Origin of the sequence: Cytobacillus spartinae (assembly GCF_042865285.1) — a bacterium.
GTDB classification, from domain to species: Bacteria; Bacillota; Bacilli; order Bacillales; family Cytobacillaceae; genus Robertmurraya_A; species Robertmurraya_A spartinae.
On record NZ_JBIACK010000005.1, the window covers coordinates 142135 to 166742 of the forward strand.

Here is a 24608-nt window from a genome sequence, read left to right on the forward strand (position 1 = left end):
TGGTCTGTTTTTATTTGAATTGGCTATGAAACATGAAAATATGGCAAAATGAAATTATAAAATAGTGGAGTGGAGTCTTATGATAACCAAAAATGAAATACGCGAAAAAATTTGGAACAAGCTTGAAGAAGAGAAACTAGGTCGGTTTCCTTTTCCTCTAAAAGGGAGAATCCCTAATTTTAAGGGAGCGGAAAAAGCTGCTCATTTTGTGTTCAACATGCCTGAATATAAAAATGCAAAGATTATTAAAGTGAACCCTGACTCGCCGCAGCTTCCTATTAGAGCTCAAGCATTGAGGGACGGTAAAACCATCTTAGTGCCAACACCGAGGTTAAAAGCCGGTTTTATCATGGTAAAACCTGAATGGGTACCAGCAGGGGAGGAACGTAAAGCAGCGAGTTTAAAGCATATTCATACGTATGGTAAAGAAATTCCTCTTTCAGACATGCCAAAGATTGATCTTATTTTTGCTGGTTCCGTTGCCTTACATAAGGATGGAAGAAGAGTTGGGAAAGGTGAGGGCTATGCGGATCGAGAATATGCCATCATTAGAGAGTTAGGGAATCCAGCCGTACCTGTCATTGGAACGGTAAATAGTGCTCAAGTGGTAGAGGATGAAATTCCAATCGATCGATTTGATCTTACGGTTGATTGGATTGCAACCGAAAAAGAATTGATTGAAACAAACTCACCTTACGAAAAGCCGACGGGAATTCAGTGGGATCTTGTAACGGAAGAAGAGATGGAGGAAATGCCGGTCTTAAGAGACATCTGGAACTTAACAAAAGAAAAATAGCTCCAAAATATTTTATTTGTGTAAAATTATGTATAAATTGTATTTTTGAGGTATTATCAAATTATATATAGTTTTATAGAGGAGCGGTAGTATGGAGGACAATGAAAAATATTTAAGAGCAAGAAGGAAAGTTCAGAATCTCAAGGCATTTTATATTCATTTGACTGTTTTTATTTTAGTAAACATTATGCTTTTTGTAATTAACTTTACTTCTGATGCAGGAAATTGGTGGTCTTTATATCCACTAGCAGGCTGGGGGATTGGATTAGCTATTCATGGCATAACAGTCTTTTCATCAGGCTTTGGAGCTGATTGGGAAGAACGAAAAATAAAAGAATATATGGATAAAGACAGTTAAAAAGGAGTCTCGCAACTCCTTTTTTTTAGGTTCTTTTCGTAAACTTTGTTGCTATTTAAATACTTTAAACTGCATTTGACGGTTTATGGTGCTGTTTTCTTTATTATGCGAGAAAGGATGCCACGAAACATCATAGAACCCGTGCTGGAGCCCGTATACGAATAGCGACAATCTATTCGAAAACACCTTTATTTATATTCCAACCGAAGTCCAACGCCAACTTCCTTAACATTTCCAACCTTTGCAAGTGCAATTTTTGAATGTAAGTCGGTACAGTGGCATGCGTGAATAAAATTAGGGTTTAGCTTTTTAAAGTATTCTACAGTACCTGAAAGTTGAGTGTCGGATGGATTTTGAAGATGAAAACCACCAATCACATCATGAACACGGCTCTCCCCAGTCACCTTTTTAGCATATTCAATCGTGTTACAGATTCCGGCATGAGAGCAACCAGCGATGATGACTAAACCATCTTGTCCCTTATACACAAGAGCGGTATCATCAATTATGTAATCCTCGACTAGTTTGTCATCAATATAGGTCTCCCCAATCGGTGTTTGTCCTTCAAAACGGTTTGTTTTTTCAATTTCCCCTAGATAGAAAAACCGCTCTGAAAGCTGGATCGGTTCCTTAGAAAATTTTAAATCAAATTGTTTTTGCAGTTTGCTTGCCGAAACGATGCTGCCAATTTCGTTTCCTTCGAATAACTTACTTTCATAAGCAGTTGGATGAGATAGAAAAGTTGGACGTTTAAATGGAATAGACTCTAATGAAGCCTCGCTTAATAGCCTAATAAAAGGGTCTAATCCCCAAGTGTGATCACTATGCCCGTGGGAGAATATCACGTAATCTAGCAACCTTAGATTAATATTCATTTTAAATGCATTCTTAATAAAAGCATCTGAGTATCCTAAATCAAATAGAATGTTCATCCCATCCACTTCAATAAAGTAGGATACAGCAGGTTCTCCGATAAAGTAGCGGTCGATGTAGGTATTGTTATCAACTAGAACAGTTAATTTCATGTAAAGTCTCCTTAAACGGTTAAAAAAATCCCGTAGTCTTGTACGGGATTAGTATTCTTTATATAATTGTAAACCCTTAATTCAAAGTGTCAGTAATTTCTAGTACTTTGTCAATCTTCGCATGATCCTCTGGTGACGTATCAATATGTTTCCATAAAATTGTTCCATCAGGAGCGAAAAGCCATGTTCCACCTTGAATGTAAACGTCCTGTGTTTTCATGGATTTCATGACGATTTCTTTTTGTTTCTCATCTGTTGGAATCATTCCTTTTAGTTTTCCAGTGACAAGGCCTACCCCAACTTTAGCAAGGAGCTTCCATTTGGGAGGTGTTTGATGTCCCATTCCTCGGTAAGCTGCTCGAGAAGGGTCACCCAGAATAGGGAATGGGAATGGTCCAAATGCTTCTAAGAATTGTTTAATAAAACTTCCTCTTGAAGGAGCAACGACAACAACTTGAAAACCTTTTGCTGTAATTTTACTATAATCCTCACGCAACTGCGCAAGATAATCACGACAAATCGGTCAGCCTAAATGTCTGACAAAGACAACCATCGTATGCTGCTGTTTAATTAGATCCTGCAATGAAAGTTGTTCTTCACGGTCAACTTGTTCTAATAAATAGTTCATATTGTCACCCCTATTTTAGTCTCTATTTGCAAGAATTCCAAAAATCCTTAAGAAGTTGATAAATAAGTTAATAAAGTCAAGGTACAGGTTAAGAGCCATTAATGGAACTTCATCCGCACTTACCCCGTATTGCTTCATTCTATTAAAGTCATATAAAACATATCCACTAAATACAAGTACTCCAATAAAAGAAAATGCTAGCATAGCTGTAGAGCTTAAAGGCCAGAATATATTGAAAATTGAAATGGCGATTAAAGCTAGCAAGGCATTCCACCAAGAAATGACAAGTTACGTTTCGTTGTTGAAGCATAAATGGCCAATCCAGTAAAAACGGTCGTAGTGGTTGCTAGTGCCATCAATACTACATTAGCCCCAGCAGTCGCTAAATAGTAGGCTACAATTGGATATGTCGTAATCCCTGATATGAACGTAAAGATATACAAAAATGTATAAGAAATCGACTTTCTCTTTCGTAAAAAAAACGCACCTAAAAGCATGACGAACTCAAGAATCATTAATGGAAGAAATAGCGTTGGCGGAACAAAAACGCCTACCATCGTCCCTACAAAGGCGATGGCTAGGGAAATAGCAAACGTCCTTAATACGGAAGGTAAAAATTCATTCGCTGTATGTGCATACACTTCACTTCACCTCATTATTTTTCTTGTCCATATATACGTATAGAGGCAAGGGAAGCTTCATGACTTAGTCATTATTTATTTTTTAGTAAATCCCGGATTTCGGTAAGAAGCTCTTCTTGTTTATCTACTTTAGGAGCCACTACTACAGCTTCCTCTTTCTTTTTAAAACGATTAAAGAAGCGAACGAACATAAAAATAGAGAAGGCGACAATGGCAAAATCAATCACCGTTTGAAGGAAGGAGCCATACTTTAGTTCCGCTTCACCGACTTTCACAGCAAGCTTTGTAAGATCGACGCCTCCAAGTAATAAACCAACTAATGGCATAATAAGGTCATTTACAAGAGAAGTAACAATTTTTCCAAAAGCTGCACCAATCACAACCCCAACAGCCAAATCTATGACATTTCCTTTTAGGGCAAACTTCTTAAACTCTGACCACATATGTTCTAACCTCCTAATTTCTTCTAGTATAAAATCTATCGTAATCCGATAGGTTATTTTACCATTCTTCAATCTTTTTAAGAAATGTTTCGGTTTATGTAAAAAGAGAGTAGTAATTGTCTAAATATTTGTTCTAGTTTTTGTTAATTCTGAAAATTCGGTATGTTACCATTGAATAGGTGGCAAAACTACTATTTTGAAAGGGGAAATGTTATGAATAGCAAAAAGAAACTCTTATCTGTTCTCTCCACTGGTGCTCTAGCTCTATCACTATTGGCACCTATAGGAGGAGGTCAGAAGGTAAGTGCAGAAACATCGAGTCCTAATTGGAATGTGGAGAGGTATGGGGATCGGATTGATATTGATGGACAATTGAATGCGCTTTCACAGAGTGAGTCTTTCTTACAGAATGCTGAAGCTAAGTTGAAGGAACAAGCTAGTCAGATTAATTTTGATGAGGCTGAGGGCAGTGATGAGAGCAATGCAGATAGTACGTTTACATATGATGGGGGAACGAAGTTATTCCTTGATCGAGATTTAGCTTTTAAAGAATTCACTCTTCGTAGTGAAGGGGAAAATGTTGAAATTTGGGTTGCAAATGACCTTTCTTTTCCAGATGAGCGTCCAGCTCATGTAGTTACACAGGAGCAGGTTGATAAATTACGCGATGAGTTTGATAGTAATATGTATCCAGTTGCTACTGAGTTCTTTGGAACGCCTGATGTTCTTGATGGTTCCCAAGCTCCACTTCCAGGATTAGTGGGTTTACCAGACGATTACTATGAAGGTAGCGATAAAGTCATTATGTTAGTTGATAATATAAAGGACGAAGGTTACTATAATCCATCATACCCATTCTTTGTGGCAGGGTTCTTCTGGCAAACATTCGAATACTATATTAATAGAAACATTATTACAATTGACACTAATAATTGGGAAGAACGTTTAGAGAATACTTTTTTCGCAACGACTATCCATGAGTTACAGCATTTGATACATGCTGATAATGATCTTGCAGAGGAAACATGGATTAATGAAGGGATGTCAACATTCTCTGAGTTCCTTGGTGGCTATGGGCATGGTGAGGGTTCTATCAACTTTTACCTAGATCATCCAGAAAACTCTCTTGTTAACTGGGATGAGCACTCTGGAGCAGCTACAGGTCCAGAGACCATTGCTGACTATGGTCAAGTCTACTTATTTACTCTTTACATGTATGACAAATTCGGAAGAGAATTTATTCGTGAATTAGCTACGAGAACAGATGTTGGGATCGAAAGTGTTAATGCAACCCTTGAAAAATATGGAGTCGACTTAACATTTACAGAGTTGTATCAAAACTTTATCACCGCTTTAGCTCTTGATTCAGATGCGGTAGGTAGTGGAATTTATGATTTTGATAGCATTGATTTAAGAGAAATGGTTGTTGATAAAGAGGGGACAAAGCGTGGTTTAACAGTAAACTATGATGAAGCACTAAAATTTGAAAAAGATGGCGTACCTGCTTGGGGTGGAGATTTCAAAGTTCTGGATTTTGAAGATAAAATTAGAACAATTTCTTTTGATGGCGTTGATTTCCTATCAACTCCTTGGCAATCAGTTGTTGATCCAAGGGGCTCTGACAACCAAGTGTTATGGGGAAATAAGGGTGACGAAGCGGATAACTTCTTAATTTTTGAAGCTGATCTATCAGGTGTTGATACAGCAACATTAAAGTTTGATAACTACATTGATATTGAAGAGCAATGGGATTTTGGTGTAGTTCAGGTTTCAACAGATAATGGTCAAACATGGAGTAGCTTAGGCAATGAAAACACTCGCTCGGACGTAGTGGAGGAAGGCTATCCAAAGATTAAAGAAAATTTACCAGGATTTACAGGACTTTACGACGACTGGAAAAATGAATCGTTTGACTTAAGTTTGTATGCAGGTCAAAAAGTTCTTATTTCGTTCCGTTATCTAACAGACTGGGGTACTACTGAAGGTGGCTGGTATGTCGATAACATAGAGATTCCGGAGATTGAATACAGTAATGATGGTTCATCAACGGACGCATTTAAATCTCTTAATGAAGTCCTATCACAATATGTAAATTACACAGTTACATTTATCAATGAAAGAGAAGTTGGTAAGAAGAAAACAAAATACAAAGTAATCCAAGTTGATCCATTTAACGTAACTGAAGAAAAAGCATTAGAGTTACGTCAGCTATTCCAAAATGGTAAAAACTATATGATTACTTCTTACGCTGCACCGGCAAGTGATAAGAACCCTGTTGATTTCACGTATGAAGTTCATCTAAAAACTAATAATAGTAAAAAAGCTAAAAAAGCTAAGTAAAATATTCCACACCCAATTCTTCAGAATTGGGTGTGTTTTAAGTTATCGCAAATAAACCTAAAATTTTCGCAAATAAAATCCATTTAATCGCAAATAAAACTTGATAAACCGCAAATAAAACAAAAACCGAAGAATATCCCACCCTCCCTCGAGAATACAATATAACCAACAACAGCATCCTTCCATTTTTGACCGTTGACAACTCACCAAAAATTCTCTATAGTAACTTTTGTTGATTAATTTAATATCCCGTGGTGAAGCGGGAGAGGTTCATAGCACAAAACCCTCTATAAAAAACTATGGCTGATGATGAAAAGTCAACCATATCTATGAAAAGATATGGTTTTATTTTTTTCATTTAGTTATAGTTTGGTTTTGATATGCTATGCCTTTCCGAGATGACGCGGGTCATTTATATATGGGGAGGCATTTTTTTATGGGCGGAAGAAAAGCTGAAGAATTAGAAGGCGTAACGTTATTAGGAAATCAGGGGACAAAGTATTTATTTGAGTATTCTCCAGAAATCCTAGAATCATTTGATAATAAGCATCCAAACAGAGATTACTTCGTGAAATTTAATTGTCCGGAGTTTACAAGTCTTTGTCCGATGACGGGTCAACCGGACTTTGCAACGATTTATATTAGCTATATTCCAGATCAAAAAATGGTTGAAAGTAAGGCATTGAAGCTATATTTATTTAGCTTTAGAAACCATGGGGATTTCCATGAGGATTGCATGAATATTATTATGAACGATCTGATTGAATTAATGGATCCAAGATATATTGAGGTTTGGGGGAAATTCACTCCACGTGGCGGAATTTCCATTGATCCTTACTGCAATTATGGGAAGCCTGGAACAAAGTTTGAGAAGATGGCGGAATACCGTTTAATGAATCATGATTTGTATCCGGAAACCGTTGATAATCGCTAATTGGAGGTATTGAGTAGTGCTGTTGTATTTAAATGCCGCATTTGCGGGTTTACTAATATTATCGAACATTTTAGCAGTAAAACTGTTCAGCTTTGGTAGCTGGGCGGTTTTACCGGCTGCCGTTATTGTTTACGTCTTCACGTACCCTATAACGGATATCATTGGGGAAGTGTACGGAAAAGAGGCTGCGAGAAAAACCGTTTTAGCTGGTTTTGTCACACAGATTATCGCAAGTCTATTTATTTTTGTGGCGATTCATCTACCTTCTGCACCGTTTTTCCAAGCTCAGGTTGAGTTTGAAACGATTTTGAGTGGTAGTATTCGAATCACGATTGCTAGTCTTTTATCCTATTTTATTAGTCAAAACTTGGACGTCTTTGTGTTCCATAAGTTAAAAGAAAAACATGGATCAAACAAGCTTTGGTTAAGAAACAACTTATCAACGGTTCTTAGCCAACTAATTGATACATCTGTGTTTATTATGGTGGCTTTCTACGGAACGATGCCAATGGGAGCATTACTTGCGATGATTCTTACGCAGTACGTGTTTAAGTTCATTGTAGCAATCATAGACACACCACTAGTGTACTGGTTTGTTAAGCTTTGTAAAAAAGAAAATGAAAAAGCACCAATCGGTGTTCGTCCGTTATAGCTTTTAACCCCACAGTAATCGTTACTGTGGGGTTTTTTAAGAATGAGCATTTTAGATATTCTAATATTTTATCTTAAACGACTGAAAAGAACTGCTCTCTTCCAGTTGACTTATTTCCACATTGGTGACTTTCGAAAAAGGATTTCCTTCTCGAAGAACTTTGACAAATTGGTCAACTTGTTCTTGCTCACCTACTGCAACAATTTCTACTGAATTGTCATCAGAATTTCTAACCCAGCCTTTTATTCCATATTGAACCGCTTTCATTTGTGCAAAATAACGGTACCCAACACCTTGTACTTTTCCTGAAACCATTATATGTAATTGAACCAAACCTCTCACCTCGAAAAGGGGATAAAAATGATAGATGAAACATTTTATGCGTAATACCGTTACGTCATTCCTTTAATAAAGCTGTAAGAAGTTATTAAGGAGTAGTAGGGAAGGGGTATTATCTATATCATAGTTCAACTATAGAATTTAATCAAACGATTGATTAAATTGCCTTCAGCCCTTTTATAGCAAGGCATTGACCCAATTCAATCAAACGTTTGATTAATTTTTTTACATAAAAAAGATCATGCCTTAAAGCATGATCTTACGTAATTAAAACGCCCAGTCCCCATTACGGAATACAGGTTCTGTTGTGCCGTCTGCTGTAATTCCATCGATGTCCATTTTATCTGAACCAATCATAAAGTCCACGTGTGTTAAGCTTTCGTTTAGACCGTTTTCTTTAAGCTCTTCACTAGACATAGACTTACCACCCTCAATACAGAATGCATAAGCGCTACCGATCGCTAAGTGGTTTGAAGCGTTCTCGTCAAACAATGTGTTGTAAAAAAGTACATTTGACTGTGAAATAGGTGAGTTGAAAGGTACTAATGCAACTTCTCCTAAGTAGTGAGAACCTTCGTCAGTATCAACAAGGCGCTTAAGAATTTCTTCTCCTTGCTCTGCCTTCACACCAACGATTCGGCCATTTTCAAACGTAAGTGTAAAGTTATCAATAATGTTTCCACCGTAGCTTAAAGGCTTCGTGCTAGAAACAGTACCGTTTACACCCGTTCTATAAGGAACCGTAAACACTTCCTCAGTTGGCATATTTGCCATGAACTCGTTGCCTTTTTCGTTTACACTACCAGCGCCAACCCAGATGTGGTTTTCAGGAAGCTCTATCGTAAGGTCTGTTCCAGGAGCTGTGTAATGTAGCTTTTTATAACGCTTTCCATTTAAATAATCTACTTTTTCATGAAGTGATTGATCATGCGCTTTCCATGCATCAACAGGGTTTTCAAGGTCAGAACGAGTTGCTTTAAAAATCGCATCCCATAACAGTTCTACGCGCTCATTAGCTGGTGCATCTGGAAACACCATGTCAGCCCACGCTTGAGATGGTGTAGCAATGACTGTCCAGCTAACTTTATCTGACTGAACAAATTTACGGTAATTTTTTAGTGCTTGACCAGTAGCTTTTTGGAATGAGCTAATTCTTTCAGGGTCTACACCTTTTAATAGGTCTGGGCTAGAAGATAGCACAGACATGAAAGCAGCACCGTTCTCTGCTAACTCTTCCATCTCTTTTGCTCTCCATTGTGGATATTCATTGAATGCTTCACTTGGAGCTAGGTCATATTTTGCACGAGTAACAACATCGTCAGTCCAGTTCACAACTACGTTTAATGCTCCAACTTCATATGCTTTTTTAACTACCAAACGTACAAACTCTGCAGACTCTAGAGTCGTGTTAATGACAAGTGTTTGACCCTCTTGAATATTTACGCCGACTTTAACAGCAAGCTCTGCATATTTTTCTAAGTTTTTTTGAAAATTGCTCATATGTATAAAAAACCCCCTTAGTAAAACTTATTTTTATTTTAGCGTTTTCATCTGGAAAAAGAAACTTATTAACCTAAGCTGTTTAAACTTAAATGCCTTATATCGTTCTTAAGATTGTGCGAATTTAGTCGAAATATCGCTCTTTTACATGCTACAATTTACTATAGCAGTTAAATACTGTTAAATTAGGGGGAACTGCGATGAATACAGAAGTACAAAAGCAAAACTACCTAGTAATCATACTCCTATGGATATTTGTCGGAATTACCGTTATGAATAATTTTATGTTCAGTGAGATAGAAGTTACAAAGGAAATAATAGTAGTATCAATCCCGCCATTACTCATTCTTTCGTTTCTTGTATACTATAAATTATTTCTGAAGTGGATTAAGTATATGACCACTTTCACTATTCTAACCGTTTTATTTACGTTGAATTTACATGTAATTGATTATGTGAACTTATTATTTCTTTTGCTACCAGGGATCATCAGTATGGTATATAGGGATTGGAAAAACATTCTGTTTGCAATTATTGGTGGCTTATCCCTTTTCTATTATTTTACTTCTATCAATGGGAAAATGTATTTTACAGATTGGGAGTCAACCGATTTCTTCTTTTTCGGGGGTTTTTACTTGTTTTTTTCCATTATTACCATTTCGGAAGCTAGACTAACTGAGAATATTAGAAAACAGCTATCTAAAAAACTATATGACAGCAAAGAGCTTCAGGATCGCCTGTCAGAAAGCGAATCCAAGTATCGGTTAATGGTAAAGCAATCAACCGAGGGAATCTATGCGTTTAACCCGGACACTAAAAAGGTCATAGAGGCAAGTCAACAGTTTTGTAGGATGCTTGGTTATTCTGAGGAGGAGATGGTTAATCTCCCTCTCAACGAATTTATATTACATGATTTAACATCTGTGGAAGAAAACATTAGTATCGTACTAAATAATAATAAGCACTTCTTAGGTGAGAGAAGGTACAAATGTAAGGACGGAAAGGTTCTTGAGGTCGAGGTGCGAGCGACTCTAATACAATCAGAAAATAATAGATATGTACTAGCAAATATACGTGATATAACAGAAATAAATAGAAAGTCTAAAGACTTAATGCTAGCCAAAAATGTTCTTGATCACTCGTTAGATGGAGTGCTTGTAACAGATATTAAGGGTGAAATCGTTCATGTCAATCCTGCATTTGAGAAAATAACAGGTTACTCCTTTGAGGAAATTAAGGGGGAAAATCCTAGAATACTAAAATCTGATCATCATGATGACAATTTTTATATAGAACTTTGGTCAGAAGTTCATAAAAATGGCTTCTGGGAAGGGGAGCTTTATAACCGTAAAAAGAATGGTGAGGTTTTTATCCAGAGAACTCAAATTATTTCAATAGGACAAGATAATCAAGAACCTGTACTCTTTGCTTCCATCTTCCGTGATATAACGGATGAGGTGGAAATGAAGAGAATGCTAGAGGACAGTGAGCAACGCTATAAATCTCTTTTTGAGAATAATCAAGGCGCTAGCTTTATGATTGATCTTAATGGTCATTTTATAAGTGTGAATAAAACCGCGGAGGATATTTCCGGTTACAAAAAGGCTGATTTAATAGGTACTTCATTTCTGACATTAATTCATAAGCGCGATCTTGAAAAGGTAATGAAAGGTTTTGAAAAAGTTAATAGCGGGGAGCCAGATAACATCAATGTTAGATTGATCCATCAAAAAGGTGAAATTGTCCATCTAAACATTATTACGGCACCAATAAAAAGAAATGGGACGGTAGTGGGATCAATTGGGATTGCACTTGATGTAACGAAGCAAAAAATAGCGGAACATCAACTGAGTCAAAGTGAAAAGCGTTACAAGAGCTTAATAAAGCTATACCCTGAAGTCGTTTTTGTGCATAGTCGACATCGAATTGAATTTGTAAATGACCGAGCAGTAGCTCTAATAGGGGCGAATACTAAAGAAGAGATTATGGGGAAGAGCTTTTATCACTTTCTTCATGAGGAGGATAAACCTAAAGCTGCCTACTATATGACGCTCGCCTTTCAAAATGATAGAACAAACTCTTCAACCGTAGAGTTAAGGTTTGTCAAAAAAGATGGGAGAATTGTTCATACAGAGGTAGGGGTAGCGCTCATTGATTATGACGGTGAGCCTGCTATACTGGGGATTATTCGTGATATTACGGAACAAAAGAACGCTGAAGCAAAACTAATGCGTGCCAATCAGATGTTAGAAGAACTTTCGAAGCTTGATGGACTAACAGGAATTCCTAACCGGCGTTTTTATGATGAAACGCTTGAGAAGGAATGGAAACGAGCAGCAAGAGACGGGAAGCCACTCTCGCTCATCATGTTAGATATCGACAAATTTAAAGTTTACAACGATACGTATGGACATAAACAAGGTGATGAGTGTTTAAAAATGGTTGCAGCAGCATTAAAAACATCGACATATAGAGCTGGGGACTTTGTAGCTCGATATGGAGGAGAAGAGTTTTCCATTATTCTCCCTCAAACAGACGAGGATGGGGCGTATTTTATTGCCGAAACAATAAGAGCTAAAATAGAGACGCTAGAGATACCAAATATCAATTCCACCGTTAAGCCTATTGTTACTATTAGTGTTGGTTTAGCTACTGTCATTCCAAATGACCATCAAGAACCCAAACAGTTAATCGAACTTGCAGATGCCGCTTTATATGACGCTAAAAATTCTGGAAGAAACCAAGTAAAAAGAAGTCAGCAAGGGACTGTTGTTTCATAAGCAGTCCTCTGCTGACTTCTTCGTTATTATAGTAATGTGAGTAGCCAACCACCGATTGCTCCTGTTAATACCACGATCCATGGTGGCAGCTTCCAATACACGAGCATGCTAAATAGTACTGCAGCGAAAGCGAAATCGATAGGTGCTAAGATGGAAGTAGTGAAGATAGGCTGATAAAAAGCAGAAATTAAGATTCCAACAACAGCTGCATTTACTCCCATTAAGGCCCCTTTAATTTTTGGATTTCGACGCAAGCTATTCCAGAAAGGTAGCGTACCATAAACGAGTAAAAATGCTGGTAAGAAAATCGCGACCGTTGCTAATAGTCCACCTTGCCAACCGTTCATTACCGCTCCAAGGTACGCTGCAAATGTAAACAGGGGACCAGGAACCGCTTGTGCTGCTCCATAACCTGCTAAAAATGCTTCCTCACTTAACCAACCAGTCGGAACAAATTCACGTTCTAGTAATGGTAACACAACGTGGCCCCCACCAAATACGAGTGATCCTGACCGGTAAAAGCTATCAAACATCGCAACCCAGCTTAAAGAAGTAGCTTCTCTCAAAAATGGTAATAGAAAAAGTAGTCCGAAAAATAAACCTAAACACAATACCGCAAAACGGCGAGAAATTGGGAAATGTACTTCCGCTTGGTTTTCCTCTTTATGTTGTTTGTATAAGAGGTAACCGATAAAAGCTGATACTAAAATAACTCCAACTTGAGTAAAGGCGGTTTGCCACAAAAGAGTGACCACTAATGCAAATAAAGCGAGCGCCTTTCTTTTTAGGTCTGGCGTAAGCTTTTCGGCCATTCCAATAATGGCATGTGCTACGACTGCGACAGCAACGACCTTTAACCCATGAATCCAACCGGCATCGCCAATATTAAGACCTTGAAGTATAAGTGCAAATAATATAAGGGCAATAACCGATGGAAGGGTAAAACCTAAAAAGGAGACAATTCCACCGAGGACACCTGCACGCATGACACCAATTCCGATTCCGACTTGGCTGCTAGCTGGTCCAGGCAAGAACTGACACAACGCCACTAAATCAGCATAACTTTTTTCATCCATCCATTTCCTTCTGCGAATGTATTCAGTATGGAAATAACCTAGATGCGCGACTGGTCCACCAAATGATGTGAATCCAAGCCTAGTAGATACAAGTAGAATTTCTAGAAGAGACTTAAAGCCTCCTTTTGTGTTGTTTTGTTCCATTAGATCACCTTCTTTATGGTTGATGTGTGAGTGTGTTTTGTCGAATAATCGATAAATTGAAAAATTCGATTATAAATGTGTGAATTTCGAAGAAAAAATAACATTTTCGATTATAAAAAGGACGGATCTGAAGAAAACAGCCTAATTATTTTATTTCTTTAAAAAGTTCGTAGGCTTTTTTTCGTGCTTCCACCAAAATAACGTTCCCTCTTTCGGTAGTCGTATAGTATTTTCTTATTTTTCCGCCTACATTTTTTTCTTCTTTTGCAAGCAATCCATCTGATTCCATAGAGTGAAGAATCGGATAGAGAGTCCCAGCACTAATCGTATATCCATGCTCTCTCAGTTCCTCGAGCATCCATGAACCGTAAATAGGATGATCCTTTGCATGATGTAAAACATGTATGTGTATAAAACCAAGAAAAAGCTTTCGTAAAACTTTCTCTTCCAAACTTTCACCTCCATATTTTAGAATGTCGATATCGTATATTGATATCGGAAACCGATATTAAAAATATAACATGCATACATAGTGTTTTCCAAGTAGAGAAGAAACATTTACATATTCTTAACGTTTTAGAAAAAAGTGTTGATGCCGATTTCTATTAAAAGTCATGCAAAGAAGGTACTAATAGGGTGTCTTAGTGCAAAAAAATAACTTGCAGTACGAAAAGTATGTACTAATAAAGTAGCTTAGTACCAGATTGAGCTTAAAGAACATGGGAACGAAAAAGGTGTTTTAGTACCCGTTTTAGCAAAAAACCAATCAAAATTGTCACTAACATTAGCTCAAACTAACTACGGTAAAATAGAAAAGCCAACCCTCACTAAAAAGAGGCTTGGCTTCAACAAAAATCAATCTTTTTTGTCCATTGCTGCTTTCAATAAATCACCTAAGCTTGTTCCAAAATCATCATCTTTCGTATACTTCTGTACAAGCTTGCGTTCTTCGCGTTTGTTAACGGCTTTCTTCCGTTCTTCAGCTTTCTCCACGACATTACAAGGGCGGCATTGGAAATAGAGTCCGGCCTTCCCGTTATGCATTTCCATCTTTTTACGGCACTGCGGACAGCGACGATTAGATAGTTTCGGATCTTTGCGCTTACGGTAGTTACACTCAAGATTCGAACAAACAAGAACCTTACCTTCTTTTGTTTTACGCTCTTTTAGGAACTCTCCACATTCAGGACATTTTGAGCCAGTTAAGTTGTGGGCTCTAAACTTTTTATCACTCTTCTTAATTTCAGAGATTAGCTGACCAGTTAACGATCGAATGTTTCGTAAAAATGCTTTCGGATCACTTTTTCCACGTGAGATTTGTTCAAGTTCCTTCTCCCATTTTGCAGTTAACTCAGGAGATTTCAGCTCATCATTTACGAGTTCGATTAATTGCTTACCTTTGGCAGTAGGGTAGAGTCTACCGTTCTGTCGTTCAACGACTTCCGTTTCTAAAATTCTTTCAATGATATCAGCTCTTGTTGCAGGAGTACCGAGTCCGTACTTCTCCATTTGAGAAAGGATATCTGCTTCAGAATAACGAAGCGGCGGCTCAGTCAATTTCTTTTCTGAGCTAACACTTTTAACAGAAAAAGATTGTCCTTTTTGAATAGAAGCAAGGCTTTGCTGCTGCTCTTCTTCTCCTTTTGATAGCGCTTTGAACCCAGCATCTAACGTGACAGTTTCTCTTGCAACAAATGTTTCCCCGTTTACATCTAGTTCAGCATGAACAACCTCATATTTATAAGGAGGATAAAAAATCACTAAGAAACGCCTTACGATAAGGTCATATAATTTCCTTTCATCTGTAGAAAGGTCGCTAAGGTTTAACCGTTGTTCAGTTGGGATAATTGCATGGTGGTCGGTGACTTTTTCGTTATTAAAAACGCGTTTAGCCAGTACCTTCCCTCTATTGGCGATTAACGGTTTAACCTCATCCCTATACCCAGAACTAATCGCTTGTAGTCGGTCTAACATTGTTGCTTCCATGTCATTCGTTAGATAACGAGAATCGGTTCTTGGGTAGGTAACAAGCTTATGCTGCTCATATAATTTTTGCAGAACAGAGGATGTCTTTTTTGCAGAAAATCCAAAGCGTTTGTTTGCATCCCGTTGAAGCTCAGTTAAATCGTATGGCAATGGTTGTTGCTCACTTTTTTCTTTTCGGGTAACACTAGCAACGGTTGCCTTTTGGTCCTTCACTTTGGAAACAACACGATTTGCTGTTTCTGAATGAAATGTACGCTTCTCCCCATTTTGTTCCCAATCAGCCTTTAAAGGCCCAATGTCAGCTTTAATCGTCCAATATTCTTTAGGGACGAACGTTTGGATGACTTTTTCACTTTCCATAATCATCGATAGGGTAGGAGTTTGGACTCTTCCTGCTGATAATGGATCATTGTATTTCGTCGTTAACGCTCTCGTCACATTTAACCCAATGAGCCAGTCGGCTTCTGCTCGACAAACGGCTGAAGCATAGAGAGCTTCGTAGTCTTTTCCAGGCTTTAACTTCTTGAATCCATCCCGAATCGCACGGTCCGTGTGTGAAGAGATCCATAATCGTTGGATCGGCTTTTTCCAGTGAACTTTTTCTAAAATCCATCTAGCGACAAGCTCCCCTTCACGACCAGCATCGGTTGCGATGATGCATTCTTTAATGTCTTTCCGTTTTGCAAGCGAGTCGATTGCTTTAAACTGATGACTCGTTTGTCTGATTACCTGGAGTCCCATTCGTTCAGGAACAATCGGAAGATCCTCGAGTCTCCATGTTTGAAAATTTTTATCATATTGCTCAGGCATTTTTAACTCAACTAAGTGGCCGAGAGCCCATGTTACGATATATTGATTTCCTTCAATATAGCTTTTATGAGATTGGGTACAACCAAGAACGCGTGCAATTTCACGTGCCACGCTCGGTTTTTCCGCAAGTACAAGTGATTTCATAATTTCTCCTTTGATTTCAGTTTGCTTTCATTAGTATAACGGAATTCTAGGATGAATGGTAATCACGTAAATAAAACTGTAAATTTTTCCAAATAGGAATTATGATTAAATCATTGGGGAGGTCGTTTTGTGAAAAATTATATAAAAGAGATGAGAAGTTTCGTAGGGAGTAATCCTATTTTCTCACCAGGTTCAACAATATTGGTTTTTAATGAGAAAAAGGAAGTTTTATTACAGCTCCGAAAGGATACCCAAAATTGGGGACTGCCGGGCGGGGGAATGGAATTAGGAGAGACATTTGAAGAGGTCGCTCAGCGGGAGTTATTCGAAGAAACCGGTTTGACCGTAAAAAAACTAAGAAAATTAGATGTTTTATCGGGGGAAGATTACTATTTTCAATACCCGAATGGTGACCAAGTTTACAATGTGATTGCCCTCTTTGTAGCGGAAGAATGGGATGGGAACTTGCAAATTCGGGACGACGAAGGGCTAGATTTACAGTTTTTCGCCTTCCATGACTTTCCGGAATTAGAAGGGAGAGCAAGGCTGATCTTGGAAAAACTAAATGAATATATGGATCTATCAACAATGGTAGAAATGGATATAACAGACTCAAAGACAGCGGAACGAGTATTAACCATGCAAAAGGAATCTTATAAGGTGGAAGCTGAATATATTGGTACATATGAGATTCCGCCCCTTAAGGAGAGTTTACAAGAGTTGATGGACTGTGGGGAAACGTTTATTGGTTATTATGAGGGGGGAGAAATCGTAGGGGCTCTTTCCTATAAACTAGAAGATAACGAGATTGATATTCATCGGGTGATGGTGGACCCCAATCATTTCCGAAAAGGGATTGCTCGAAAATTAATTGGCCATGTTGAGGAACATATTCCATCTCAAGGAATGGTTGTATGTACTGGTGCGAAAAATACACCTGCAGTGACCCTTTATTTGAAGTTGGGCTTTGAAAAAGTTCGAGATATAGAAGTGGGACACGGTCTTGTCCTTACTCAGTTTCGTAAATAGAGACAGGCGAACAAAGCCTGTCTCTTTCACTTAAATCTTTTGCTTGGGTACACGTTTGAAAAATTTGATGTTAAATATTGATTTCGCTTCATATATATTAGATTGACAGATTAATTAAATGAAACATATATTAAGAAAAAAAATAGGATGATAATTATGAAAAGAAGCATACAAGCTCGTCAAATAGATGTTTTTAAAAGGCTGTTTTCTAACTGTTGTTAGGAAGCAGCCTTTTTCTTTATTTCACTAATATGGTAGGGAGGCAAGGCAATGGTTGTTTTAACCGGACATTCGTTAACGCTAGAAGAAGTACGAAGAGTAGTTTTCCATAAAGAAAAAGTAGGAATGGCTAGTGAAAGTACTCAAAAGGTGGAAAAAAGTCATGAAGCAGTAAAAAGGATTGTGGCTGATAAAAAGGTGGTTTACGGGATCAATACAGGGTTTGGCAAGTTTAGCGATGTATTGATTGACCAAGGCGATGTAAAGGATTTGCAACTGAATCTTATTAGGTCTCATGCGTGTGGAGTAGGAGATCCTTTTCCTGAAACGGTTTCTAGAGCCATGCTTTTACTAAGAGCCAATGCGTTAGCAAAAGGTTTTTCGGGTGTTAGACCTGTGTTAATTGAGCGTTTAATAGAACTTATCAATAACGAAATTCATCCTGTTGTCCCCCAACAAGGTTCATTAGGGGCAAGTGGGGACTTAGCGCCGCTGTCACATTTGGCACTTGTGTTAGTGGGAGAAGGGGAAGTGTTTTACAAAGGAGAGATTTGCTCTGCAAACGATGCATTAAGCAAAGAAGGGATTAGTCCTCTTACTCTTGAAGCGAAAGAAGGGTTAGCGTTAATTAACGGGACTCAAGCGATGACAGCGATGGGGGTCATTGACTACTTAGAGGCAGAGCGCATCGCATACCAAAGTGAGTGGATTGCTTCACTTACGATAGAAGGGTTGAGGGGAATTATTGACGCGTTTGATGAAGATATTCACTTAGCTAGGGGATATGTACAACAAATTGATGTGGCCAGAAGAATTAGAGATTACCTAGCTGATAGTCATCTGATTACAAAACAAGGCGAACTGCGAGTCCAGGATGCCTATTCCATCAGGTGTATCCCGCAGGTTCATGGTGCTTCCTTACAGGCACTGGATTATGTAAAAGAAAAACTCGAGATCGAAATCAATGCGGCAACGGATAATCCGTTAATTTTTGATGACGGAGAGAAAGTGATTTCTGGCGGTAACTTTCATGGTCAACCGATAGCCCTTGCGATGGATTTTATGAAAATTGCGATTGCTGAGTTAGCCAATATCTCTGAACGAAGAATTGAAAGGCTTGTCAATCCTCAATTGAGTGATCTTCCGCCATTTTTAAGTCCAGAGCCCGGTCTTCAATCCGGAGCGATGATTCTACAATACTGTGCCGCTTCTCTCGTTTCGGAAAATAAGACGTTAGCTCACCCGGCGAGTGTGGATAGCATCCCGTCGTCCGGAAATCAAGAGGATCATGTGAGCATGGGGACGATTGCTGCAAGGCATGCATACGACATCATTAAAAATGTAAACCATGTATTAGCGATTGAACTAATCTGTGCTCTACAGGCTGTTGAGTTTAGAGGGGTAGATAAAATGGCATCGTCAACGCGTAAATACTTTGATGAGGCAAGGAGGGTTGTTCCTACCATTGCGAAGGATCGGCAGTTTTCAAAAGATATTGAACGCGTATCAGAATGGTTAAGGTACAGTTGGGTTTAGTTAAGTTGGGTAACACCGGGTTTTGTCGAATAATCGATAAAGACTGAAAAATCGTGCATATGTTGCCCGAATTCGTGCATATATATTGAATTTTGTTAGATAAATTTCAAAATTTGATTGATATCTGCTTCACACTAGTTAAAAATAAGCCAAAAAGAATGACAAAATCAGAAGTTTGTCATTCTTTTTTATATTTTCTAATCCATTTCTTTGGTTTGTACTCGATTTTTGAAGGCTTGCTGGGTTACAAGCAACTCTTCATCTTCAATACGCTCTTTTTGTTTCTTTTCAACGATTGTATTTTCAGGAAAGTTTCCTGGATGACCTTTTCTTTTATGGTTAAAACCTACTCCACGGCTCATATTTCCACTCTCCTTTCTACAACATTAGTCTTTCCGAATTGGTCACTTCTATGTACAAGGCATGAAGAATCTTGGTTGTTTTCGGTTCTAATCAGGACCCAAATAAAAAAATAGGACAGTTCATTCATATTGAGGCATATGAATAACATAGTGAGAAAAAATAAAAGGAGGGGAATCAGTTGAGCGGCAATTTATATGCAAAGGATTTTACGGAAACATCTCAAGTTTTTTGTGCGACAAGAGATGATCAAGCACCACTTTTTTCTGCGAGTGCTTTCCATAATGGTCAAATTACAAAGATCAATCTAGATGACTTTAAAGGCAAATGGGTATTATTATTTTTTTTTCCCAGTGATTTTACATTCGTTTGACATACGGAATTGGCAGCGGTCGCTGCTATTCATCCTTATTTACAGGCTTTAAATTGTCACCTACTTGCAATAAGCACAGACAGTGTGTACGCACATAAGACGTTTAAAGAATCATCACCCTCCTTGAAAAATATTACGTATCCACTTGTTAGTGATCGAACACATGAAATTAGTATAGCGTATCGAGTGTTAGATGATACAACGGGTGCTTCTTTTCGAGCATCAGTGTTTGTGGACCCCGAACAAGTGATATCGGCAAAACTAGTGTATCCAAAAGAGATAGGTCGGAATTTACATGAGCATGTACGACTCCTTCAAGCTTTTCAACATAATCAGCAAACAGGTGAAGGGGTACCAGCTAATTGGGTTCCGGGTCAGTAATGCAATGGAATGCCCAAACATTTCGTACTTAATATGAAATGAGGATATAATAGATAGAAAGGGAGGGGGAGCGTATGGATTTTTCAACAATCATTTCAGAAGATCGTATCAAGAGAGCATATGAGAACGGTGAATTCAAAAACCTCCCTGGGTTCGGAAAACCATTAAAGCCAGATGATTTGTCCCATGTACCGGAAGAGTTGCGTATGGCCTATCGAGTGATGAGAAATGCTGGTTTTTCTCCTGAGCAAGACAGTCTAAAACAAGAAATTATGACGATTGAGGATTTAATAAAATGCTGTGAAAACAGTGAAGAACGTCAGGAGCTTCAAAAGAAATTAAACGAGAAGCTACTTCGGTTTAACAGCATGATGGAAAAAAGACGTGGAAAAACGAACTCGGCTATGTTTAGAAATTACGAGGAAAAAATAAATAAAAAGTTATTTTAATAAGGAAAATTCGTTGCTTTTTAAGTACTTTGAACCTGCATTGGTGCTGTTTTCTTCAAATTAGAAAAAAAAGGTGCCACGAAGTAGTATGGAACCCTATCATGAGACCATATAACAATAGCAACAAACTATTCGAAAACAGCCTTTAATAAAAAAACGAAGTCAAGGCTGTGTCCTAGACTTCGTTTTTATACGTTTATTCCATGCTCTTGATTTTTTCAGCAGAAGCTGCCGTTTCATGAACATATTGAGCAATCTTCGCTTGGTCTTCGTTCAGTGTTTCAATGGTTGCGTTCATTTCCTCTAATCCAGCAGTCGCTTCTTGAATAACCGCTGCAAGTTCCTTCGTAGCCGCCTCAACCTCAGTAGAATCAGCTTTTACATTCAGTACAGAGTCTTTAAACTTATTAAACTGGCTGTCTAAATTCTTCAAGGTAGTACCTACTTGATTAAAAATACCTGATACATCATCAACTGCTTGAAGGCTTTCCTGGAATTTAGCACTACTCGCATTCATTTTACTAAAAGCTGATGAGTTTGTAGCGTTAACATCAGATAGGTTCTCAGTAATTTGAACAGCGGTCTCTCTTGTAATTTCCGCAAGCTTACGAATTTCCTCAGCAACAACAGAGAATCCTTTGCCAGCTTCCCCAGCGCGTGCAGCTTCAATGGAAGCATTCAATGCTAATAAATTTGTCTGCTCCGTAATGTTTTGGATGTTTACGATAAATCCGTTTGTCTCTTCAATTTTTCTCGTTAAGCTAGAGAAGGTTTCGCTTAAATCACTGATGGAACTCGCTAACTCATGCATATCTTTTTGTAGATCTTCGACTTTAGCAGCACCACTTCGAGATGCATTCGCAGCTGAAGTAGTTTCTTCCGAAAGAGCAATCGATAGTTGTGACATTTCATCCATTTTTGATTTCGTAGATTCAGCATTCTCAGCAATATGGTTAATCTGTTCGGTTTGAATTTGACTACCAGCAGAAATTTCAGATACGGCTGTTTTCATTTCCCCTTGAGAGGTTAAATGATTTTGGATTTGCTCGTTAATTTTATTAAGGCTATCCGTAATAATCCCAACTTCAGTTTGTAGAAGTTGGCTATGAGCTTCTTTTCTTTCCTGTTCTTTTTCAGAAGCGGCTAAGAAGTTCTCAAGATTTTTGAACTGTTCTCCATTTAGTTTAATTAAGACGAAAAGAACGATACCAGTCAATATGTATACTAACAACGCAGCAGAAAACACTTCATTTAAGAATTGTTCTGATTCAGGCGCAGTTGTTTTATTTAATATAAACGCGGCTAAGCCTATTAAGTATCCCATTGAAAATAGTTTTAAATCAAAATGAATAGCAGAGAAGATCGCGAGAAATAGAACGACCATCATCATCGTACCAGACCCACCGTAAATTGCTAGATTAATATAGGTAAAAGAAAAAATCATCAGTATAGATGCATAAGGAAAGATAGTTTCTTTCTTTAGAGCTACTTGAAAGATAAAATAAAAGGCTATAAACAAAAATAACTCACTTAAGTAAAAGATTGTTTTTAGTAATTCATCCCCATTTAAAATCGTAAATGCAGCCGCTGCAATGAGTGATACTGAAAACGTTGATAGCATTAACGTATTTTTCTTGCGCGTATCGCTCCGCCTAAGTGTTTGAATAGACTCCACTACAAATCTCCCCCTAATCTCATTTTTAACTACTATATCGGCATTTTGTCCTGTATGTGAATAAGTGTTCATTTTATTTTATCAAAAAATGTAGAAAATAGGACTATTTTATTAGCGAAAATTGGCTTATAATTTCTTTATTCCAAAATTTAGTAGCGAGAAATAGGGGAGCAACGATGAAAAGTATAAAAACCAAAATGATAGTAGTCTTTTCACTTTTGATTATGATTATGGGAGGACTAATCGGGTACATTGTGTACTCATCATCTACTAAACTCGTAATTGAGTCTCTAGATAAGCAGGCAACAATGATAGGAGAATACGCGCTTAAAAATATTGATGTATCAGAATTTAATACCTTAGTGGTTGATCAACAAGAAAATGAGTATTATAAAGAACTTCGAGTGAAGTTAAATGAGATCAGAGAAGCAAATGGACTCGAATACATATATACCATGGCTAAGATTGATGGAGAATATTTTTATGTCGTGGATGGAATGCCATTAGATAGTGAGGACGCATCAGGACTAGGAGATGTGGAAGAAGAAGCTTCTGAGTACGTTAAAATGGTACAGGCCTTTAATACAGGAAAAGTCAGTGGAGGAGAGTTAACCTCTGATGAATATGGTGCCTTATTATCAACCTACTTACCTATTAAAGATGAAGCGGGTAAAGTAATTGGTGTAGTAGGAGTAGATTATAATGCAACAGAAATTTATAATCTATTAGAATCAAACAAACGAAATATGCTTATTATGACGATCGTGTTTTTATTAATAAGCATTGGGGTTATATATGTATTCTCAAGAGTATTGACTAACCCTTTAATAAAGCTAACGAGTCAAGCGAAGAAAATCTCAGCTGGGGATTTAAATGTAATCGTGGATACAACTAGGAAAGATGAAATTGGTGTACTGTCTAACACATTTAGAGATATGGCATCAGAATTGAAACAACTTATTTCTGATATTAATACAACCACATTACATATGACGAGGACAACGGTTGAGTTGTCTGGGAATGTTAAAACTACTAGTGATGCATCTTCACAAATCTCACAATCGATGGGGGAGGCTGCAGCTGGAATTAACAAGCAGTCTGAAGAAGTAAATGATATTCTTGGAATGATGAACAATACGATATCTCTATTGAAAAATGGTGAACAACAAATAGATAAGACGGTACAAAACGCTGAAATCTCATCAAAGGCAGCTGCAGAGGGAATGGAAGCGATGCAGCAGGCAACCGGTCAGCTTCATGAATTGGTTAAAACCGTTAGCTCTGCAACTGAAGTGGTTCAAAGTTTGGCGAAACGCTCTGATGAAGTAGGAGAAATTATTACGGTCATATCAGATATTGCGAATCAAACGAACCTCCTTGCTTTAAATGCAGCGATTGAAGCGGCAAGAGCAGGTGAAAATGGCAAAGGCTTTGCAGTCGTTGCTAGTGAGGTAAGGAAACTAGCAGAGCAAACACAATCAGCTTCAAACAAAATTATTGAACTAATTGGTCATATCCAAACGGAGACTACCGAAACGGTGTACACGATGGAAACAAACTTAGATGCTGTTAAAAAGCAAGAAGGCTTAATTGATAAAGGGGAAAAAGCACTTCATATTATTGTAGAAAAGGTAGAACAAACCGGATTGGACACAAAACAAATCGAACACATTTTTACAAAAATCCAAGAAGACTCGAAAAACGTCCTAAGTGCAATTGAGCAAGTATCTGCAGTCATAGAAGAAAATACGGCAGTAACGGAAGAAGTTGCTTCTTCATCAAACGAACAATCAATAGCTGTTTCGCAGATTGTTGAAAATGTTCATTATGTTGAGCAATTATCAAGAGAGTTAAAAACTAAGGTCGACAAGTTTAAGCTATAAGTGGAGCGAAGTCTGAAGAGATAATCTTTAGGCTTCTTTTTGTTATGGAGAGAGTCTTTGGTAGTAGGTGGATAGAGGTCAGGTGGTTAGCGTGGTATTGCAGAGGA

General features: G+C 37.9%; 21 protein-coding genes and 2 pseudogenes. 12 read left to right on the forward strand and 11 right to left on the reverse strand.

From position 1 onward, the window contains the following. Positions 1–79 precede the first annotated feature (79 nt). Entirely contained in the window at positions 80–796 is a 717-nt protein-coding gene (locus tag ACFYKX_RS12585; protein ID WP_389361400.1) for a 5-formyltetrahydrofolate cyclo-ligase, read from the forward strand. A gap of 91 nt (positions 797–887) precedes the next feature. Then, positions 888–1154 (forward strand): 2TM domain-containing protein, encoded by a 267-nt coding sequence (locus ACFYKX_RS12590; RefSeq protein ID WP_389361401.1) that lies wholly within the window; start codon positions 888–890, stop codon positions 1152–1154. Between the two features lie 188 nt (positions 1155–1342). Here ACFYKX_RS12590 and ACFYKX_RS12595 read toward each other — a convergent pair whose 3' ends face one another. The 4 genes and pseudogenes from ACFYKX_RS12595 to mscL all read right to left on the reverse strand — a co-directional run bounded on the left by ACFYKX_RS12595 (position 1343) and on the right by mscL (position 3891). Continuing rightward, entirely contained in the window at positions 1343–2179 is an 837-nt protein-coding gene (locus tag ACFYKX_RS12595) for an MBL fold metallo-hydrolase (RefSeq protein ID WP_389361402.1), read from the reverse strand. 76 nt (positions 2180–2255) lie between these two features. Beyond that, a complete protein-coding gene (locus tag ACFYKX_RS12600; RefSeq protein ID WP_389361517.1) occupies positions 2256–2699 on the reverse strand; it encodes an AhpC/TSA family protein in 444 nt (147 codons plus the stop codon). A 123-nt stretch (positions 2700–2822) separates the two neighbouring features. Continuing rightward, a pseudogene (locus ACFYKX_RS12605) lies at positions 2823–3448 on the reverse strand (Bax inhibitor-1/YccA family protein). 71 nt (positions 3449–3519) lie between these two features. Next, positions 3520–3891, reverse strand: coding sequence for a large conductance mechanosensitive channel protein MscL (mscL, locus tag ACFYKX_RS12610; protein WP_389361403.1), 372 nt, complete (start codon positions 3889–3891; stop codon positions 3520–3522). Between the two features lie 213 nt (positions 3892–4104). On the opposite strand from mscL, the gene ACFYKX_RS12615 reads away from it, so the two are divergent. The 3 genes from ACFYKX_RS12615 (at position 4105) to ACFYKX_RS12625 (ending at position 7817) form a co-directional block, all read left to right on the forward strand. Next, positions 4105–6231: a peptidase M6 gene (locus ACFYKX_RS12615; protein ID WP_389361404.1), complete on the forward strand. Its 2127-nt coding sequence runs from the start codon at positions 4105–4107 to the stop codon at positions 6229–6231. A gap of 436 nt (positions 6232–6667) precedes the next feature. Then, positions 6668–7165 (forward strand): preQ(1) synthase, encoded by a 498-nt coding sequence (gene queF / locus ACFYKX_RS12620; protein WP_389361405.1) that lies wholly within the window; start codon positions 6668–6670, stop codon positions 7163–7165. Positions 7166–7181: 16 nt separating this feature from the next. After that, on the forward strand, positions 7182–7817 hold the full coding sequence (locus ACFYKX_RS12625; protein WP_389361406.1) for a queuosine precursor transporter: 636 nt from the start codon (positions 7182–7184) through the stop codon (positions 7815–7817). A gap of 60 nt (positions 7818–7877) precedes the next feature. Here the strand turns inward: ACFYKX_RS12625 and ACFYKX_RS12630 are convergent, their stop codons facing one another. Both ACFYKX_RS12630 and ACFYKX_RS12635 read right to left on the reverse strand, forming a co-directional pair. Beyond that, a complete protein-coding gene (locus tag ACFYKX_RS12630) occupies positions 7878–8150 on the reverse strand; it encodes an acylphosphatase (protein WP_389361407.1) in 273 nt (90 codons plus the stop codon). A gap of 273 nt (positions 8151–8423) precedes the next feature. Then, entirely contained in the window at positions 8424–9656 is a 1233-nt protein-coding gene (locus ACFYKX_RS12635) for an aminopeptidase (protein ID WP_389361408.1), read from the reverse strand. A 200-nt stretch (positions 9657–9856) separates the two neighbouring features. On the opposite strand from ACFYKX_RS12635, the gene ACFYKX_RS12640 reads away from it, so the two are divergent. Then, positions 9857–12436 (forward strand): sensor domain-containing diguanylate cyclase, encoded by a 2580-nt coding sequence (locus ACFYKX_RS12640; protein WP_389361409.1) that lies wholly within the window; start codon positions 9857–9859, stop codon positions 12434–12436. Between the two features lie 26 nt (positions 12437–12462). Here the strand turns inward: ACFYKX_RS12640 and ACFYKX_RS12645 are convergent, their stop codons facing one another. The 3 genes from ACFYKX_RS12645 to ACFYKX_RS12655 all read right to left on the reverse strand — a co-directional run bounded on the left by ACFYKX_RS12645 (position 12463) and on the right by ACFYKX_RS12655 (position 16596). Next, positions 12463–13656 (reverse strand): chromate transporter, encoded by a 1194-nt coding sequence (locus tag ACFYKX_RS12645; protein ID WP_389361410.1) that lies wholly within the window; start codon positions 13654–13656, stop codon positions 12463–12465. Positions 13657–13801: 145 nt separating this feature from the next. Beyond that, positions 13802–14107 carry a PadR family transcriptional regulator gene (locus ACFYKX_RS12650; RefSeq protein WP_389361411.1) on the reverse strand — a complete coding sequence of 102 codons (306 nt, stop codon included), beginning with the start codon at positions 14105–14107 and terminating at the stop codon, positions 13802–13804. A gap of 404 nt (positions 14108–14511) precedes the next feature. Continuing rightward, positions 14512–16596, reverse strand: a complete 2085-nt coding sequence (locus ACFYKX_RS12655) for a DNA topoisomerase III (protein ID WP_389361412.1) — start codon at positions 16594–16596, stop codon at positions 14512–14514. Between the two features lie 150 nt (positions 16597–16746). Here ACFYKX_RS12655 and ACFYKX_RS12660 point away from each other — a divergent pair. The 3 genes and pseudogenes from ACFYKX_RS12660 to hutH form a co-directional block, all read left to right on the forward strand. After that, positions 16747–17157 (forward strand): annotated as a pseudogene (locus ACFYKX_RS12660) (NUDIX hydrolase); the annotation flags it as partial. A 78-nt stretch (positions 17158–17235) separates the two neighbouring features. Continuing rightward, a complete protein-coding gene (locus ACFYKX_RS12665) occupies positions 17236–17625 on the forward strand; it encodes a GNAT family N-acetyltransferase (protein WP_389361518.1) in 390 nt (129 codons plus the stop codon). 270 nt (positions 17626–17895) lie between these two features. Continuing rightward, complete coding sequence (hutH, locus tag ACFYKX_RS12670) at positions 17896–19380, forward strand: histidine ammonia-lyase (RefSeq protein WP_389361413.1); 1485 nt, start codon at positions 17896–17898, stop codon at positions 19378–19380. 197 nt (positions 19381–19577) lie between these two features. Here hutH and ACFYKX_RS12675 read toward each other — a convergent pair whose 3' ends face one another. Further along, the gene (locus ACFYKX_RS12675; RefSeq protein WP_389361414.1) at positions 19578–19742 is read right to left on the reverse strand and encodes a hypothetical protein; all 165 of its coding nucleotides are present in this window, start codon (positions 19740–19742) and stop codon (positions 19578–19580) included. A 179-nt stretch (positions 19743–19921) separates the two neighbouring features. Here ACFYKX_RS12675 and ACFYKX_RS12680 point away from each other — a divergent pair, with 179 nt between their 5' ends. Further along, entirely contained in the window at positions 19922–20494 is a 573-nt protein-coding gene (locus ACFYKX_RS12680) for a peroxiredoxin (protein ID WP_389361415.1), read from the forward strand. 74 nt (positions 20495–20568) lie between these two features. Next, positions 20569–20943: a DnaJ family domain-containing protein gene (locus ACFYKX_RS12685; RefSeq protein WP_389361416.1), complete on the forward strand. Its 375-nt coding sequence runs from the start codon at positions 20569–20571 to the stop codon at positions 20941–20943. 196 nt (positions 20944–21139) lie between these two features. Here ACFYKX_RS12685 and ACFYKX_RS12690 read toward each other — a convergent pair whose 3' ends face one another. Then, on the reverse strand, positions 21140–22618 hold the full coding sequence (locus tag ACFYKX_RS12690) for a methyl-accepting chemotaxis protein (protein WP_389361417.1): 1479 nt from the start codon (positions 22616–22618) through the stop codon (positions 21140–21142). A 176-nt stretch (positions 22619–22794) separates the two neighbouring features. Between ACFYKX_RS12690 and ACFYKX_RS12695 the strand changes: the two genes are divergently transcribed. Then, positions 22795–24501, forward strand: coding sequence for a methyl-accepting chemotaxis protein (locus tag ACFYKX_RS12695; RefSeq protein WP_389361418.1), 1707 nt, complete (start codon positions 22795–22797; stop codon positions 24499–24501). Positions 24502–24608: the final 107 nt, after the last annotated feature.

Coding starts and splice junctions, on each gene's coding strand:
- ACFYKX_RS12685 (WP_389361416.1), top strand. CDS start 20,569: ATGGATTTTTCAACAATCATTTCAGAAGATCGTATCAAGAGAGCATAT.
- ACFYKX_RS12595 (WP_389361402.1), bottom strand. CDS start 2,179: ATGAAATTAACTGTTCTAGTTGATAACAATACCTACATCGACCGCTAC.
- ACFYKX_RS12590 (WP_389361401.1), top strand. CDS start 888: ATGGAGGACAATGAAAAATATTTAAGAGCAAGAAGGAAAGTTCAGAAT.
- ACFYKX_RS12675 (WP_389361414.1), bottom strand. CDS start 19,742: ATGAGCCGTGGAGTAGGTTTTAACCATAAAAGAAAAGGTCATCCAGGA.
- ACFYKX_RS12645 (WP_389361410.1), bottom strand. CDS start 13,656: ATGGAACAAAACAACACAAAAGGAGGCTTTAAGTCTCTTCTAGAAATT.
- ACFYKX_RS12635 (WP_389361408.1), bottom strand. CDS start 9,656: ATGAGCAATTTTCAAAAAAACTTAGAAAAATATGCAGAGCTTGCTGTT.
- ACFYKX_RS12665 (WP_389361518.1), top strand. CDS start 17,236: ATGCAAAAGGAATCTTATAAGGTGGAAGCTGAATATATTGGTACATAT.
- mscL (WP_389361403.1), bottom strand. CDS start 3,891: ATGTGGTCAGAGTTTAAGAAGTTTGCCCTAAAAGGAAATGTCATAGAT.
- ACFYKX_RS12640 (WP_389361409.1), top strand. CDS start 9,857: ATGAATACAGAAGTACAAAAGCAAAACTACCTAGTAATCATACTCCTA.
- ACFYKX_RS12585 (WP_389361400.1), top strand. CDS start 80: ATGATAACCAAAAATGAAATACGCGAAAAAATTTGGAACAAGCTTGAA.
- ACFYKX_RS12615 (WP_389361404.1), top strand. CDS start 4,105: ATGAATAGCAAAAAGAAACTCTTATCTGTTCTCTCCACTGGTGCTCTA.
- hutH (WP_389361413.1), top strand. CDS start 17,896: ATGGTTGTTTTAACCGGACATTCGTTAACGCTAGAAGAAGTACGAAGA.
- ACFYKX_RS12695 (WP_389361418.1), top strand. CDS start 22,795: ATGAAAAGTATAAAAACCAAAATGATAGTAGTCTTTTCACTTTTGATT.
- queF (WP_389361405.1), top strand. CDS start 6,668: ATGGGCGGAAGAAAAGCTGAAGAATTAGAAGGCGTAACGTTATTAGGA.
- ACFYKX_RS12655 (WP_389361412.1), bottom strand. CDS start 16,596: ATGAAATCACTTGTACTTGCGGAAAAACCGAGCGTGGCACGTGAAATT.